This window comes from Candidatus Sulfidibacterium hydrothermale, from assembly GCF_020149915.1.
GTDB lineage: Bacteria > Bacteroidota > Bacteroidia > Bacteroidales > F082 > Sulfidibacterium > Sulfidibacterium hydrothermale.
The window spans coordinates 2,601,718-2,618,015 of sequence record NZ_CP083760.1; the positions used below are offsets into that span (position 1 = coordinate 2,601,718).

The following is a 16,298-nucleotide window of genomic DNA, read 5'->3' on the forward strand; positions in this document are numbered from 1 at the left end:
CAAGAAAAAGAAATATTATTTACTAAAACCCATGGCCATGAAAAGTATAAGTTTCCGGGCAAAAATGATAAGCCTCCTCGTTTTAATCCTGATCATCTTTATTATTTTGGGAGTCGTCATGCAAAGTTCACTGCGGACCAGTAATCAAATTATTGGCAATCTGTATCAGAACAGCATTAAAATCGAAGACCAGATTACAGTCATTAACAATACTTTGATGACAAAAGTTCAGGTTCCGATACAAAAATTGCGGACCACCGGCAAAACCGATCCCAATACCATTTTCGGAATTCGTTCTGCCATGAAAGGTTTGCGCGTGAAGCTGGCAGAAGTTTTAAATTTAACTAACAATTCTGAAAGCAAACGGATTTATCTTTCGGCCATGACCGCTTCGCTGGACAAAATTTTTCAAAGCGTGGAAAAGATTCTTCAGTTTCATTTTAACGGAGCTCAGGCTACCCGGGATGAACTGAACCAATGGAATGCCCTTTACGATTCACTAAACAAACATCTAGAACAATTCGCCGTCAATTCAGAAAAATTTTCGCAAGAACAAGTCCGGGATGACAAACAAACCATTCAGCAAATTCAAAAATCACTTTCTCATAAATCAAGGCTTAACATTACGATTCTTATTATCGGGCTTTTGATCATTTTCATTTTTCCGGTACTTTTCATCAAAGACATCTCTCAAAAATACCTGTTGGTCATCCGGTATCTCACCAGTCTTTCCAAAGGGAATCTGAATGAGGACATTCCCGATATTTCGCGGGATGAAATGGGATGGATTCTGCACAATGTCAGAAAATTACGAGACAGCCTACGGAAAATAACCATCGAGGTCAATACGGCTGCCGGAAATCTCTCTATTGCCAGCCACGATTTAAGTGCTTCTTCGCAAAGTATTGCCCAGGGCGCTTCAGAACAGGCATCATCAGTTGAAGAAGTTTCCTCATCAATTGAGCAGCTGGCGTCTAACATCCATCAGGTCTCTGATAATGCCAAAATTGCCGAAGGCATTGCCAATAAGCTGGCAGAAACGACAGACCTCATGGTTGCCGAAGCCCGCGAAAGCCAGGAAAAAATGACGGCTATTGCCGAAAAAGTAGGCATTATCAACGAAATTGCTTTCCAAACCAATATTCTGGCACTGAATGCCGCTGTTGAAGCAGCACGGGCCGGTGAACACGGAAGAGGCTTTGGTGTTGTAGCCGTAGAAGTAGGAAAACTGGCCGAACGCAGTAAAAAAGCAGCAATCGAAATTGAAAACCTGATCCATTCCAGCGTGGAAGTTATTGCCAAAGCCGGAGAAATGATGGTGGAAGTTGCTCCGGAAGTAAACCGTACTGCCGAAATGGTGAAAAGCATCTCCCAGGCCAGCATTGAACAGAAAATGGGAGCCGATCAAATTAATACTGCCATCCAGCAGCTAAATGAAGTCACCCAGCAAAATGCGGCAGCTTCTGAAGAAATTGCTACCAGTGCCGAAGAACTATCGGCCCAAGCTGACCGGCTTATCGAAGCCCAATCCTTCTTTAAACTGGACGAAAAAAGTCAGGCAGCCACCCAGAATGCGGCATCTCAAAGTCCAATCAAGCCAAAGAAAAAGCTTCCGCAAACCGTAACTACCGGTAAAAAAAGTAAAAGCAGCAGCAAAGGTGTGGACATCGACCTGGGGAAACCGGATGATCTGGACGAGGAATACGAACGTTTTTAATCAGAAAAAGCCTTTTCATCATGGATGAAACCCGTTTTAAAACCGAATTTGGGAAGCTGAGCCAACGTGATTTTTCACGGCTCAGCCAGTTCATCTATGAGAATTTCGGTATTTTTCTTCCGGACAAAAAACATTACCTGTTACAAAACCGTCTTATTCCCCGACTTCGTGAGCTGGGATTCTCTTCATACGGCCAGTATGTTGATTATGTTTTAAACCAGGGAACGGAAAGTGAAGAGGTGTTCGAGATGATGAATGTGGTTTCGACCAACAAAACAGAATTTTTTCGCGAAAAAGAACACTTCACCCTGTTACAGCAAAAGCTGCTCCCCGATTTTTACGGAGAAAATATCCGCGTATGGAGTGCCGGCTGTAGCAGCGGAGAAGAGGTTTACAGCCTTGCCATGGTGCTGGCCGAAGAAAAAGAAGCAGGACATATACCGGATTTTTTTATTTACGGAAACGATATTTCAAAACGAATTCTCCACAAAGCCATTCAGGCCATTTATCCTTACAAAGAAGTGGAATCGATTCCTTTTGCTTACCGTAAAAAATATTTGCTACGGAGCAAAAACAAAGAGAATCCCACTATCCGGATTGTCCCTGAACTCCGGGCACACACCCGCTTTTTATGGGAAAACCTTACCGGAAATATAGAAACGTTGCCCTATGATTTTCAGTTTGTTTTTTGTCGGAACACATTGATTTATTTCGATCGTGAAACCCAGAACAAGGTGGTAACCCGCTTATTAAAGCACCTGAAACCGGGCGGATATCTCATTGTCGGGCATTCCGAATCGCTTTTACACCAACTTCCACCCGGTGTAAAAGTCATTCAGCCTACTGTTTATCAAAAAATTAAGAAATCATGAAGCATACAGACAAGCCGAACAAAGAAATAAAAAACCTACAGGAAGAAAATCGCCGGTTACTTGCTGAAGTTGAAGAACTCAACAAAAAACTGGTGGAATCAGAAGCTTTCAAAAGCCATTTTCTTTCCAATGTAACCAACGAAATCGTCAATCCGTTTGCTTCGGTCATCGGGCTTTCGCAACAAATTATGACGCTGTACAAGAACAGCTGTCCTGAAGCGGCAGAAGTGGCCGCACTAATTCACGCAGAAGCATCTTCACTTGACTTCCAACTGCGTAATATTTTTGTGGCAGCCCGTCTCGAAGCCGGCGAAGAAATCCCCGAGCCTTCCAAAATCATCATGGAAGAAGTATTGCAGGAAACCATAAAAAAAATCCGGCAGGAAGCCGACAAAAAAGAAATCCGCATCGTAGTAAACACCAATCCGGATTGTCCGGATTTCGTTACGGATAAAAACAAACTGGACCTGATTTTGCTCAATCTTCTCAGTAATGCCATTCACTTTTCAGAAAACGGGAAAACAGTAACGCTTTCCACCGACTGCACGGATCAGGAATTGATTATTGAAGTAAAAGATGAAGGGATCGGCATGACGAAAGAAGAAAAAAGCCGGATTTTCGACCGTTTTCACCGGGCCAATCCGCGAATACAATCGGTAAGTCCCGGCAGCGGACTGGGACTGGCTGTAGTGGAAGGTCTGCTGTTTTTGCTCAATGGAAATATTGAAATAGAAACAGCTCCCGGAGCAGGCACAACCATTAAAGTAACCCTGCCTGCAATGAGTATCGACGACATACCGTCGGACGATGTACTTTTTTTTGATGATGATGACGAAGAAAACAGCGAAGAAGAAAGTTTCTAATTCAAATGCAACCGTTTAAAACATACTACCTTTATCCGGCAAATATTTTTGCCAGCAGAGAGATGTACCATATCACGACACTTCTCGGATCCTGCGTGGCAGTATGTCTTTACGATACCCGTCAGCGTTTTGGCGGGATGAACCATTTTATGCTTCCGTTGTGGAACGGAAAAGGACTGGCTTCCCCGAAATTTGGAAATATTGCCATCCGGCAACTGGTACAAAAAATGGAATTTCTCGGAAGCGATAAAAAAGATTTGATTGCCAAAGTTTTCGGCGGAGCTGCGGTACTGGATGTCAGCTCCGAATTATTTAATGTGGGCAGCCGCAATGCCGACGTAGCACTTTCCGAACTGAAAATGTTAAATATCGAGGTGGTGGCTTCCAGCATTAAAGGAGAAAAAGCACGAAAAATAATTTTTAATACTTTTACAGGTGAAGTCAGACAAAAATACATTGAAAAACGCGGAGACAAAAAATCATGATTTCAGGTAAACCCATAAAAGTATTGCTGGTGGATGACTCGGCTATGGTCACAAAAGTAGTCTCCCATATCATTAACGAAGACAAAGAGCTTACCGTAATGGGGGTGGCAGCCAATCCGTATGAAGCGGTTGAGATCATGAAAAGAGAGAAGCCCGATGTTATCCTGTTAGATATTGAAATGCCCCGGATGGACGGACTCACGTTTCTGCGAAAGATCATGACACAACATCCTATTCCGGTGGTTATTTTTTCGGGCGTGGCTCCAAAAAACTCCCGTAATGCAGTAAAAGCACTGGAATACGGAGCAGTAGCTGTTTTACAAAAACCCAAATCCATTCTTTCTCCTGAATTCCAAGAAACAAAGATCCGTTTTTTAGAAGCCCTGAAAGGAGCTGCAGCATCTGTTACCGGTTTACCTTTGCTCAGGAGAAGAATACACGATGTTTCCATTTTCGCAGAAAACGAAATCACAGAACTGGAAAAGCATCAAAAGGCCACCTTACTTCCCAGCCGAAAAGTTATTGTCCTTGGGGCATCGACCGGCGGAACGCAAGCCATTGAATTTTTGATGCGAAACATAAAAACAGACCTTCCCGGAATGCTGATTACACAACACATGCCGGGCGAATTTACCAGGGCTTTTGCCGAACGGCTCAATACCATCTCAAAATTACACATTCAGGAAGCGGAAGACGGAGAAATCGTCCACAACAATACTGTTTATATTGGCAACGGTTTTTATCATATTCTTCTGGAGAAAGAGCAAAACACTTATAAAGTCCGGATAAAAGACGGGCCACTGGTCAACCGGCATAAACCCTCGGTCGATGTATTATTCCGCTCGGCTGCGCGGCAAGCCGGCCCTCAGGCATTAGGAATTTTACTCACCGGGATGGGAAACGACGGCGCCAAAGGTTTGTTGGAAATGAAAGAAGCCGGCGCCATAACGATTGCCCAGGACGAAAAGAGTTCTGTGGTTTTCGGCATGCCCCGGGCAGCCATTCAACTGGGTGCCGCTCAATACATTCTATCGCTCAATGAAATATTAAAATTTTTAAACCACTATACACCATGAAAAAAACGCCACTCATTTTAATAATCTCAACTAACCGTAAAAAATAATGCGTTAGCAAAAGTCATAACTAAATGAAAAAATATTTTTTTTCATTTGTAACAAAAACAAAACTTTAAAACCCATGAAAGTCGACAAAAAAGACAAAATTCTGGTAGTGGATGATATGGCTATTAATCTGGAACTGATTAAATCGGTTTTGGGGAAAGATGGAAAATATTCACTGGTAACCGTCACGGATGGGGTTTCAGCCATTCGAAAAGCTAAAACGAACAATTTCGACCTGATTTTGCTTGACATCATGATGCCAGGAATGGACGGTTATGAAGTCTGTAAAATACTGAAATCGTATCCCACTACCAAAGATATTCCCATAATTTTTCTTACTGCACTCAACGATCCGAAAAATATTCAAAAAGCCTTTCAGTTTGGGGCTGTAGATTATATTTCAAAACCTTTTTCGAAAGAAGAACTTACCGCACGGGTAAACCTGCATATTTCACTGAAACACACTACTGAGGAGCTTATCAAAGCCAAAAGGGCTGCTGAATCGGCAGCAGAAGCCAAAGCCATATTCCTGGCCAATATGTCGCATGAGTTGCGTACGCCCATGAACGGGATCATCGGAATGGTTGACATTCTAAAAAGGACCCCGCTCACTGATGCCCAGCGCGAATACCTGAGTATCATCGAATCGTCCGGAGAAAACCTTCTGACCATTATCAACGATATTCTTGATCTATCAAAAATTGAGGCGGGGCACATGGAACTGGAAAACATTCCTTTCTCACTAAAGGAAGAGCTTACCCGCGTTATGAATATCCTGCAGGTAATTGCCGACAAGAAAAAACTTCCGCTGGTACTTAAAATTGCCGATGGGGTTCCTCCTTATGTAAGTGGCGATCCGGTACGATTAAAACAAATCATTATCAATCTGGTAAACAATGCCATTAAATTTACAGACAAAGGAAGTGTTACCGTTTCTGTAGAAAAAAAAGGCGTGGAAGACGGAAAAGTACAGCTTCTTTTCAAGGTGATGGATACCGGTATTGGCATTTCTCCCGAAGGACAAAAAAAATTATTTCAATCCTTCTCGCAAGTGGATAAATCGACTACCCGAAAATATGGCGGCACCGGTCTGGGACTGATGATCAGTAAAAACCTGACGCACATGATGGGAGGTGAAATTGGCGTGGAAAGCGTTGAAGGCGTTGGCTCTACTTTCTGGTTTTATGTTTATCTGGATGTTTCGGATGAAGAAAGTTATAAAAAACAAAATGAAACGGAACAACAATCCGACCTCACCAAAAAACGGATTCAGCTTAAGCTTCATATTCTACTGGCTGAAGACAACAAAATCAATCAAAAGGTAGCCACACTCAACCTGAATAATCTTGGACATGATGTGGATGTTGCCAATAACGGAAAAGAGGCCGTAGAGATGTTTAAGAACGGAAATTACGACATCATTTTCATGGATGTTCATATGCCGGAAATGGATGGTGTGGAAGCCTGCAAAAAAATACGAGAGATTGAAAAAAAGGAAAATCGTATAAAAAAAATACCTATCATTGCAATGACAGCAAATACCTCCGAAGACGAAAGAAAAAAGTATCTTGAGGCAGGTATGGACGGTTATGTAGCAAAACCCTTTAAACAAAAAGAATTAATTGAAATTTTCACGCAGTTTGCTGTATAACAGGAGTTAGCCGTATGAAACAATTTGACTTTAATCACAAGAATATTCTCATCGTAGAAGATACTATCACTAGCAGTCGTTTTTTTGATGCGGCACTGAGCCGTACCAATGCCAACCTGTTTTGGGCTGAAGATGCCGATGAAGCTATCGATATTTTCAACAAAGAAAAAATAGACCTGGTTTTGCTCGATTTAAATCTGCTTACCACCAGTGGTTTTGATGTTTTAAAATACATACGCGAAAGGGATAAAAAAATCCCCATCGTAGTGCAAACCGCTTATATTCTTTCCGGTGAAGAAGAGATGAGTTTTAAGCTGGGAGCCAACGATTTCATCGCTAAACCCATTAAACTCAACCACCTGATTGAAACCGTAGGAAAATTTCTGAGCAACCGCGAAGAAAAAGAAACCCCTTCAGAATAAGCCAGGAGATTTTTCGGTGTGGAGCATATCGGAGTCGAACCGATGACCTCTTGATTGCGAACCAAGCGCTCTGACCAACTGAGCTAATGCCCCTTTTTTTATTTTATTTCATACTGATACTAAAAAAGGGATAACTTGCATTTCAACAAATTACCCCCTTTTCTTTGTCGGAGTGGCAGGACTCGAACCTGCGACCACTTGCACCCCATGCAAGCATGCTAGCCAACTGCACCACACCCCGATTTGTTATGAACAACTTCGCTGCCGAAGTGGCTGCAAAAGTAATAATTTTTTAATTTGTCAAGCGAATATTTATGCTTCTTTTTTTCTCTTTTTCCGGAGAAAATTGTGACAGTCGAACCGACGACCATCCCGACAACCCTTTGTCGGGACATGCTAGCCAACTGCACCACACCCCGATTTGTTTATGAACGTTTTTTTCTTTTTCCGCTGCCATGATTAGAAAAATTATTTCCATACCGGCAACACACACTTTTTGCTTCTGTGCTGTAAAACCGATTGAAAATCAAACAGACTTTTCTGCATCACAGCCGAATTTTCGGAATGGCAGGTCAGACAAGCCCCCACGGTCAACATTTTTTTCTGTTCAGCCACATTTAAAGGAAACACATTTTTGCGTGTGGAAACCATTCCTGTCCGGTTTTTCAAAAAACCGGTCCATGCATCTTCAGGCAAGCCATCATGTGGATTATCTTGATATGTTGAATTAAATTCCCATATACCATGATGCTGAACAATCCGGTAAGTCAGTTTTCCTTTTCCAAAACCCAACGCAACCGGATTGTTATGACAAGTTTTGCAGGAACGACCTTTTGCCGAAGTCGTATGCGGTGCTGCAGGAGCAAATAACCGTCTAAAAAGTAACGAGTCGTGCCGGCGGTGCGTATAACTTTCCCGGTCAATGGTCATAATCATCCCCGGAATTACCGGAACAAATTCCCGTTTTTTGTCCTTTTCCCGTATCCCCAAAGCCGGCAGCTGCGCCAGATATTGCCCGGTATACTCTACCCAACTGCCTTTTTTCTCGCGGTTCAACACCATGTTATATCCTCTTTCTTGCGGGTCATATTCGTTATGACAACCAATACAGGAAGGCGCCCAGGCACTATGACAAGCCGAACAGCTCACATCAGCATGTACCGGTGCCGTACAAACAGCTGCCGGCTTTTGCAAACGATATGTTTTCCCGCTATTTTTGGTGATTAGCCAGGCCGTATCTCCCTGCACAACACTGTTCACAAGAACATGGTGATGTTTTCGCGTCAAAAGGTAATCATGTCCGGCAATTTTACCATAACGTAAAGCCGCCACTTTGGCCGATTCGGAATCCATTTTTTTAGCATTGGTTATCAGTGGTTTATCCGTAAAATGACAATCTTCACATTGCACATCTTCCTGATCTTCCTCATGCAAATAATGTTTTCCGTCTCCCATCAAAGTATAGGAATGATGACAGTCAATACACGACAATCCTAACCGGTGATGCACATCATCCGGTTCTTTCCGAAATACACGAACACTATCTATCAACCGGTAATGCCCCGTATCCGGTATTTGCGCAGGAGCCAAAGGCGTTTCATGCCATCCCTCATAACTGGTAGAAATTCGTCCCGACCGGCTATGACAGCCAAAACAATGCCGGTTACTGATATTCAAATCCAACGAAGGATGCTGTTGTAATGCCAATTCAGAATAATCAATACTATCGTGATTTCCTTTTTCGCTTTGTGGATGATAATTTAAATGACAAGCAAGACACCCGCCACCCCGACTTTGTTCCGTAACAGGTCCCGGATGTATTTTAGGATTCCCCAAATGACACCGGACACACAAATTTCGCAAATGTTCATCGGCAGCCGAATTCCCCAAATGATGCACATCCGTTAACCCGTCGGGAGATGACTGTTCTCCAAAAGCATACCGGTCCACATTAATCATTCCGTTCAGCGTAGCCATCAGTCCGGTACCTATGCGTTGGGTAATTTGCGGATGGCAGGCGGCCGTTCCGCAACTTTGCTCCACACGGTCCAAATTTCCGGGAATAAGCATCATATTTTTGTGCGCTTGTTTTTCATCGGTAGCAAACGGATTTCCTCCATGACAAGAATAACAACCGATAACTTTCGGATCATGCGAAGCCACAAACCCGTGAACCTGCCGGTGGCAAACCACGCAACTCTCTTTTCTCCCAAAAATCAGCGGGGCACTATCCGCCCGGGATCTGGGAAAATGCATATAAAGGTTTACACGCTCTGTCCGGAAATGCTGCAATACCTGATAACGGTAATTCTTCTGCCCCGGAAAAATCCACTGGTCATCACTTCCTTTGAAGAATAATCCGGACAACGTCAGTAAAAAATATATTACCGAAAAAAGAAACAGCAACCTTTTGCTGTAAAAAGCCATTTTCACTTTTCCCAAACGGGCATAAAAAAGCAATACAACAAACAATAACAATCCGATTAAAACAATCGCGGGATAGCGTAAAAAATGTAACAGCTCCTGAAGACCCACAAAATACCAGGGGCCCTTTACCGTCGGATTTAAACCATCATGCAACGGAGCAGAAAAAATCATGCTCAAAAACAACAACGAAAAAAACAGTAAAACAAAATCAGAAGCCTTTGGCCAAATTCGCCGGTTGGTTTTTACCAGAATAACCAATAACAACACGCCAAAAGTGATAATATGATGGAAATAAATCAACAAAGAAGTTCCCTTTGCCCCCATCAACAAAAGCCGTAAATATTTTCCGGCAAAAGGAATAGCTTCTATCAGACTTCCAAAAATTTGTCGCGTCCGTACACTGTCAGCGTCGCCTTTCAGGAAAAAGCCGGTAAGCATGGCCATAAAAAGGAATAAGACGCCCAAAACAAAAACCCATACCGCTTTTGATTTTAATTTTTCGGGAAACGGTTGACGATAATAGTTATACAAATGGAGAAAACTAAAAACGAAAAAAAACTGGGCACCCCAGAAATGAAAATTCCGGACAATGGCTTCCCAAGGGTTAACCACCAACATCCGGCTTACCGACAAATACGGATGTTGCACCTGATAAAAAAGAGAGAGTAAAATACCCGAAAACAGCACATAAAAAAACAGTGCCAATGCCAATCGGCCGGATGTTGATTCTTTTTTTGACAATGGGAAAAGATTTGAAGCGAAAATACAAAAATGAGAAGATCCCTGGCTACAGAAAATCCCTTCCAACACCAAACTTTTTCTTCCCTGCCAAAATATCCTCCTGTAATTTATACCCAATTCACTTTATTTCATCCCAACAAAATTGTAACTTGGCTGTTTTAAAACAGTTAAACATTTTCGACATGAAAAAACCAGATTTGTCAGGCTTTGCCTGTTTTACGCAAAAGTTGGAAGTAGCCCCCTTTCCGGGAAATACGCTCCACGACCTGGTTGTATTGGAATCAGATCCCGAACAGGGATATTTTTTTGGCGGGGCTTTGCCCGAAGAGATGAAAAAAGCCAATGATCATCACCTGTATCTGGTGGTTAAACAGACCATTCCCTGTTTCCAGGACAAAATTATCCAGAAGGCTTACGCACTCCAGTCAGAACACAAAACCAATTTTCATTTGTCGCCCGGACAAATTATTTTTGAAAACAAGCCCCATTCCTGTATCCGTGTTCGCGTTCATGAAATTGACCATTTAAAGACCTTTATTGACGAACTGGAAGAAATGGGTGTTGAATTTTACTGCAAACGCCGATACAAACACATGAAGCCTTATACCAGTTTGGTGATGTTTAAAAAATATGTAGAACTGGAAAAAACCGGAGAAGCCGTTTACCGGAACATGAATGATGCACACATCCATTTTGTGGAAATTCCTTCCCAAATTGATTATCCGGTTTTTGAAACCATGCGTGAAGACATTAGAAATAATTGCGAGCTCAACATGTTTCATATGGCCTTAATCTACATTTATTCAAAAGAAAAAGTCCACAACCTGGCAGCCATCTATTCCAACGCATGTAACGAAGAACGACTCCCCCTACTGGCAGAGTTCCTGCATAAGGAAATTCAACGCCTGTTATAGCCTGTTCCGGAAAAAAAAGAAAAATTTAGAGCGAGAATAAATTAAAAAAACAGGTTTTTATTATTTTTTCCGTTCTTTTTCATACCGGTTAAAAAACAGGTTTACAATTTATTACGCATGCGTAATAAATTGAATTATCAATCCTATTTAAATGTATTACAAATAATTGATTAGGCTAACATTATGATAGAAGTTTAATAGATTTGCAGCATATTCCAGAAAAGAAATAACCTATGAAAAAGTTTTTCGAAATTATCCTGATTATAATTGTCCCCTGGATTGTAATCTTTTGGATTGTTTTTACCTATAACAGCGATAAGGACAGGGACTATTATTCCGAGAAGAAGATCGAGATCAAACGCGACTCGATTCCGGTAGACCACTCGAAGTTTGCTGTATTGCAGCAAAAGTTTAAAACACCGCAAGACATGACCAAAGCTTGTTTAAGCTGTCATAATGGACGCGGTAAAGAGTTCATGAAAACTCCGCACTGGCTTTGGTTGCAAAAGGACACCATTCCGGGAAGAGGTGTTTTTGAACTGGGGAAAAGGAACCTGATGAACGATTTTTGTATCGGCATCAACTCTAACGAGAACCTCTGTTCCATGTGTCATGCCGGTTACGGTTATTCCAACAAGAATTTCGACTTCCACAACCAAAATAATATTGACTGTGTGGTTTGTCACGATAACACGGGAACCTACCACAAATCCAATCCCTGTAAAGGAGCCAATAATCCGAAAGCGGGTTTGCCGGCACTGGGAGTAGATTTGAATTACGTAGCCCAACATGTAGGCCCGCCACACAAACGCAATTGTGGTCAGTGTCACTTTGTTGGTGGTGGTGGCAATAATGTAAAACACGGCGACTTGGAAATGGGGCTGTTGCATTGTACCCGTAATGTAGATGTACACATGGCCTCCAAAGGAAAAGATGCCGAAAATTTACGTTGCCAGGATTGTCATAAAACGGAAAACCATAATATTACCGGACATTTATATACGGTAGCATCGTCGGCACACAACCGGGCTACCTGTGTAGAATGTCACACTTCTCATCCGCACAAAAGCAAACTGTTAAATAACCACTTCAAAACCGTTGCTTGCCAGACCTGTCATATTCCTGAATACGCCAAAATGGCTCCGACCAAAATTATCTGGGACTGGTCAACAGCAACCAAAATGAACAAAAACGGAAAACCGATTTTTGATAAAGTCTTGCATAAAGACACCACCTATACTTATGACGGAAGAGTTTACAAACACGTGGAAATTCAGTTCGACTCCCGTCACGGAACCGCTGTCTTTAAAAAAGATGTAAAACCTGAATATGTGTGGTTCAATGGAACTGCTAACCATCACTTGTTGCATGACAAAATTAAAGACACTACAAAAGTATTGGTTCTTAACCCATTATTCGGATCTTATCAGGATAATGTGAATCCGGCTGACCCGAAACATCCTTCAAAAATATGGCCGGTAAAAATCATGCGCGGAAAACAACCGTTTGATCCGGTGAACGATATTCTGATTCAACCCATGCTGGCTAGCCGTATTAAAGGAAGCGGAGCGCTTTGGGCCGATTTCAACTGGAACGAATCTGCCGCTCATGGTATGAAATATATCGGACTTCCTTACAGCGGACATTATTCATTCCTGAAAACAGAAACCATGTGGCCTCTGAACCACGAAGTTTCTCCGGAAGACAAAGCCCTGCAGTGCACCGATTGCCACAATGCGCAGGACAGCCGTCTGAAAAATCTGACCGGTTTTTATCTCCCGGGAAGAGATCATAACTCACTGCTCGACCATGCTGGTATGATCTTTATCATCCTGGTACTTATTGGCGTAAGCGTTCACGGCTTCTTAAGGATTGTTAGCAACAAAAAAAATAATTAAAAAATCTTTGACTTATGAAAAGGGTATTAATTTATAAACGATACGAACGGTTTTGGCACTGGACACAGGCTGCATTGATTTTGTTGCTCGCTTTAACAGGTTTTGAAGTTCATGGTGTTTATCACCTCTTCGGATACGAACAAGCCGTGCTTTTTCACCGCAACCTTGCCTGGGCTTTCATTATCCTGATTGTCTTTACCCAATTTTGGAATCTGACCACCGGCGAATGGCGGCAGTATATTCCTTCTACCAAAATGTTGAAAGCGCAAATTGAATATTATATCACCGGTATTTTCCGGCATGCGCCTCACCCCACACGAAAAACAGTATACAACAAATTTAATCCGTTACAACGTCTGACTTATCTCGGGCTTCGCATTCTGATTATTCCGGTTGTCGTTTTTAGTGGTTTGCTATACATGTACTATGTTTATATTGTTAACCACGGCGCCATACATGATTTAGGCCCCATTGCCTATCTGCACACTGCCGGAGCTTTTCTGTTGCTCGGTTTTGTGATCGGCCATGTTTATCTGACCACCACAGGTCACCGGCCGTTATCAGCTATCAAGGCGATGATCACCGGTTGGGAAGAAATGTCGGATGAAGACGCCGAAATTGCACTGGAAGAAAATCTGAAAGTAGCTCTGATCGAAAGCCGTAAAGGAATTAGCGGACGCGGTTCTATTGAAAAAGAAGGAATGTTTGAACATGCTTTCGAAGATGTAGTGGAAAAACTGGGAATCGATACCGAATCAACCCGGTTACGCGAAAAACTGCTGAAATCGAATGTGGGTTACTTCCGTATTAACAAAGACGGAAACTACGAAGAAGTAAACGATGTATGGCTGAACCTGTACAAATGTGTAGATAAAAACAGCGTAATCGGTTCACATGTAACAAAAGACAGAACCCCGGAAGGAAAAGAGAAAATCATGAAACTGGTGAACCGCGTACTATCCGGCGAAACCATTACCGGCGAACGGGTAGAACGTGTTTGTAAAGATGGTTCTATCGGATACCATACCGTTTCAGCAGCTCCTTATTACGATAAAGACGGAAATATTATCGGAGTGGAAGGCTTTATTATGGATATTACCGCTCAGGTAGAAGCCGAAAAAGCCCTCGAAAAGAAAATCGCCTCCGGAGATAAAAACGATGACTTTTACAAAATGATGAAATCGTCAAAAGAAGTAGGCTATTACCGGATCGACAAAGACGGTTTTTATCAGGATGTAAATGACACTTATGTCAAATTGTATAAATACGATTCAAAAGATGAAATTATCGGGAAACATTATTCTCTGAGCCGGACTAAAGAGGATTTTGAAGCCCTGAAAAAATCATTTGAACGGGTACTCAAAGGGGAAACCATTCCGTTTGGTATCACCCGCCGGTATTGTAAAGATGGTTCTATCGGCTATCACCATATCACCATGACTCCGGTTTACGAAAATGGTAAAATCGTAGGCGTGGAAGGCTTTATTGTAGATAAAACCGATAAAAAACTTGCCGAAGAAGAACTTAAAGCAAGTGGACAGGTTTAATTCCTGTATAAAACATAATTTCTGAAAAAAGGAGATCCATAACGGGTCTCCTTTTTTATTTTACCACATTGTAATCTGTTTGCGGGCAGTAAGCCAAACAAAAAGGGATAAGCCGTAAAAATTCTTTGCCACGCCAAAAAAGTAATCCGGTATTAAACTTTGTTAAAAAAATATTACTCTTAAGCAAAAGGGAATAATTTTTAATTACTTTTGCATTGTTAATTATTTAACAATTTAAATCTGTTCAAAATGAAAAAGTACGATGTAATTATCATAGGTGCCGGGCCTTCCGGAATTGTAACCGGAGTAACCGTAAAAAAATATTTTCCGGAAAAATCAGTCCTGATGTTAACCAAAGAAGAAAAGGGATTGGTTCCCTGCGGAATTCCTTATATCTTTAACAAACTGAACTCGGTTGAGGCCGATGCCATGGGGCCAAAACCCTTACTCGATCTGGGCGGTGAAGTAATTGTCGATGCCGTAACCGATGTGAACCTGAAAGAAAAATATGTTGTTGGCCAATCGGAAACGCGCTACGGATATGACAAACTGGTTTTTGCCACCGGCTCGATCCCGATAAAAGCCACTTTTATCAAAGGACACGATCTGGAAAATGTCTTTTACGTCAAAAAAAGCTACCAGTATATCAGCGAACTTTTTGAAAAATTACAACAGAAAAAAAGAATTGTAATTGTCGGAGGAGGATTTATTGGAGCTGAGGTGGCAGAACAACTGGCAGCATATCCCGACAAGGAGATTACCCTTATTGAAAGCGAATCGCAATGTTTTTCCAAAGCATTTTCTGTCAAACTGAGCAAAATTGCCACAGAACAGTTGCGGAAAACCCGCGTAAATGTTCTCACCGCATCGTTGGTAAAAGAAATTGCCGGAAGCAACGGTAAAGTGGAAAAAGTTATTCTGAGTAACGGGAAAGAAATTCCGGCAGAAGCGGTTATCCTTTCTGTTGGATACAAACCCAACACCGACCTGGCCGTTAAAGTAGGCTTACCGCTCAACGTCATGGGAGCCATTAAAGTGGACAGCTACGAAAGAACTTCCATAAAGGATGTTTGTGCCGTCGGCGATTGCTCCCAGACTATCGGATTTCTGACAGGCCGCAGCGACCATATCATGCTGGCTTCCACCGCTACTGCCGAAGCACGGGTACTTGGCTACAACCTGTTTGGGATCCGTATCCGAAAACATTTCAAAGGAACCATTGCGGTATTTTCCACTAAAATTAACGGACTGACCATGGCTTCCGCCGGGATCAATGAAAACACGGGCAAAGATGCCCACGTTGATTTTCTGACGGCCGAATTCACAGATGTGGACCGGCACCCGGGAACCTTACCTGATGCATCCCCCCTCACAGTGCGATTGAACTTTTCTCCCTGCGACGGAGCCATTCTGGGTGCAGAAGTTTGGGGAGGACCATCTGCCGCAGAGATCATCAACACACTAAGCCTGGCCATTCAAAAGTACATCACGGTGTACGAACTGATCTCATTCCAAATCGGCACCCATCCATTACTTACCGGCGCACCTACCAAACCGGTAATTATTAAAGCGGCGGAAAAAGCCATTATGATGTTACGAAAAAGAGAAGATTAACCGGAAAAATACAAAGGCCGTCAAGA

The 16,298-nt window shown here is 42.3% G+C and carries 12 protein-coding genes and 2 tRNA genes; 11 read left to right on the forward strand and 3 right to left on the reverse strand.

Annotation, left to right across the window (positions count from 1 at the left end; genetic code table 11):
* Nucleotides 1–37 precede the first annotated feature (37 nt).
* From LA303_RS10645 to LA303_RS10675, 7 genes are all read left to right on the forward strand, one after another.
* A complete protein-coding gene (locus LA303_RS10645; RefSeq protein WP_240525382.1) occupies nt 38–1,717 on the forward strand; it encodes a methyl-accepting chemotaxis protein in 1,680 nt (559 codons plus the stop codon).
* 20 nt (nt 1,718–1,737) lie between these two features.
* Complete coding sequence (locus LA303_RS10650; protein WP_240525383.1) at nt 1,738–2,589, forward strand: CheR family methyltransferase; 852 nt, start codon at nt 1,738–1,740, stop codon at nt 2,587–2,589.
* Entirely contained in the window at nt 2,586–3,452 is an 867-nt protein-coding gene (locus LA303_RS10655; RefSeq protein ID WP_240525384.1) for a sensor histidine kinase, read from the forward strand. Before LA303_RS10650 ends, LA303_RS10655 begins: the two co-directional genes overlap by 4 nt.
* Nucleotides 3,453–3,457: 5 nt before the next feature.
* On the forward strand, nt 3,458–3,937 hold the full coding sequence (locus LA303_RS10660) for a chemotaxis protein CheD (protein ID WP_240525385.1): 480 nt from the start codon (nt 3,458–3,460) through the stop codon (nt 3,935–3,937).
* Nucleotides 3,934–5,013, forward strand: a complete 1,080-nt coding sequence (locus LA303_RS10665) for a protein-glutamate methylesterase/protein-glutamine glutaminase (protein ID WP_240525386.1) — start codon at nt 3,934–3,936, stop codon at nt 5,011–5,013. The genes LA303_RS10660 and LA303_RS10665 overlap by 4 nt, the downstream gene beginning before the upstream one ends.
* Nucleotides 5,014–5,134: 121 nt before the next feature.
* Nucleotides 5,135–6,709, forward strand: coding sequence for a response regulator (locus LA303_RS10670; protein ID WP_240525387.1), 1,575 nt, complete (start codon nt 5,135–5,137; stop codon nt 6,707–6,709).
* 14 nt (nt 6,710–6,723) lie between these two features.
* Nucleotides 6,724–7,131: a response regulator gene (locus LA303_RS10675; protein ID WP_240525388.1), complete on the forward strand. Its 408-nt coding sequence runs from the start codon at nt 6,724–6,726 to the stop codon at nt 7,129–7,131.
* 19 nt (nt 7,132–7,150) lie between these two features.
* Here the strand turns inward: LA303_RS10675 and LA303_RS10680 are convergent.
* The 3 genes from LA303_RS10680 to LA303_RS10690 form a co-directional block, all read right to left on the reverse strand.
* Nucleotides 7,151–7,224: transfer RNA gene (locus LA303_RS10680), tRNA-Ala, on the reverse strand.
* 74 nt (nt 7,225–7,298) lie between these two features.
* Nucleotides 7,299–7,372, reverse strand: a tRNA-Pro gene (locus LA303_RS10685).
* A gap of 227 nt (nt 7,373–7,599) precedes the next feature.
* Complete coding sequence (locus LA303_RS10690; RefSeq protein WP_240525389.1) at nt 7,600–10,299, reverse strand: cytochrome b N-terminal domain-containing protein; 2,700 nt, start codon at nt 10,297–10,299, stop codon at nt 7,600–7,602.
* A gap of 182 nt (nt 10,300–10,481) precedes the next feature.
* Between LA303_RS10690 and LA303_RS10695 the strand changes: the two genes are divergently transcribed.
* The 4 genes from LA303_RS10695 (at nt 10,482) to LA303_RS10715 (ending at nt 16,272) form a co-directional block, all read left to right on the forward strand.
* A complete protein-coding gene (locus LA303_RS10695) occupies nt 10,482–11,213 on the forward strand; it encodes a hypothetical protein (protein ID WP_240525390.1) in 732 nt (243 codons plus the stop codon).
* A gap of 233 nt (nt 11,214–11,446) precedes the next feature.
* Nucleotides 11,447–13,111, forward strand: coding sequence for a tetrathionate reductase family octaheme c-type cytochrome (locus LA303_RS10700; protein WP_240525391.1), 1,665 nt, complete (start codon nt 11,447–11,449; stop codon nt 13,109–13,111).
* A 14-nt stretch (nt 13,112–13,125) separates the two neighbouring features.
* Entirely contained in the window at nt 13,126–14,658 is a 1,533-nt protein-coding gene (locus LA303_RS13500; protein ID WP_262901492.1) for a PAS domain S-box protein, read from the forward strand.
* 249 nt (nt 14,659–14,907) lie between these two features.
* Nucleotides 14,908–16,272, forward strand: a complete 1,365-nt coding sequence (locus tag LA303_RS10715) for an FAD-dependent oxidoreductase (RefSeq protein WP_240525392.1) — start codon at nt 14,908–14,910, stop codon at nt 16,270–16,272.
* Nucleotides 16,273–16,298: the final 26 nt, after the last annotated feature.

Coding starts and splice junctions, on each gene's coding strand:
- LA303_RS10715 (WP_240525392.1), top strand. CDS start 14,908: ATGAAAAAGTACGATGTAATTATCATAGGTGCCGGGCCTTCCGGAATT.
- LA303_RS10645 (WP_240525382.1), top strand. CDS start 38: ATGAAAAGTATAAGTTTCCGGGCAAAAATGATAAGCCTCCTCGTTTTA.
- LA303_RS10670 (WP_240525387.1), top strand. CDS start 5,135: ATGAAAGTCGACAAAAAAGACAAAATTCTGGTAGTGGATGATATGGCT.
- LA303_RS10665 (WP_240525386.1), top strand. CDS start 3,934: ATGATTTCAGGTAAACCCATAAAAGTATTGCTGGTGGATGACTCGGCT.
- LA303_RS10675 (WP_240525388.1), top strand. CDS start 6,724: ATGAAACAATTTGACTTTAATCACAAGAATATTCTCATCGTAGAAGAT.
- LA303_RS13500 (WP_262901492.1), top strand. CDS start 13,126: ATGAAAAGGGTATTAATTTATAAACGATACGAACGGTTTTGGCACTGG.
- LA303_RS10655 (WP_240525384.1), top strand. CDS start 2,586: ATGAAGCATACAGACAAGCCGAACAAAGAAATAAAAAACCTACAGGAA.
- LA303_RS10660 (WP_240525385.1), top strand. CDS start 3,458: ATGCAACCGTTTAAAACATACTACCTTTATCCGGCAAATATTTTTGCC.
- LA303_RS10695 (WP_240525390.1), top strand. CDS start 10,482: ATGAAAAAACCAGATTTGTCAGGCTTTGCCTGTTTTACGCAAAAGTTG.
- LA303_RS10650 (WP_240525383.1), top strand. CDS start 1,738: ATGGATGAAACCCGTTTTAAAACCGAATTTGGGAAGCTGAGCCAACGT.
- LA303_RS10700 (WP_240525391.1), top strand. CDS start 11,447: ATGAAAAAGTTTTTCGAAATTATCCTGATTATAATTGTCCCCTGGATT.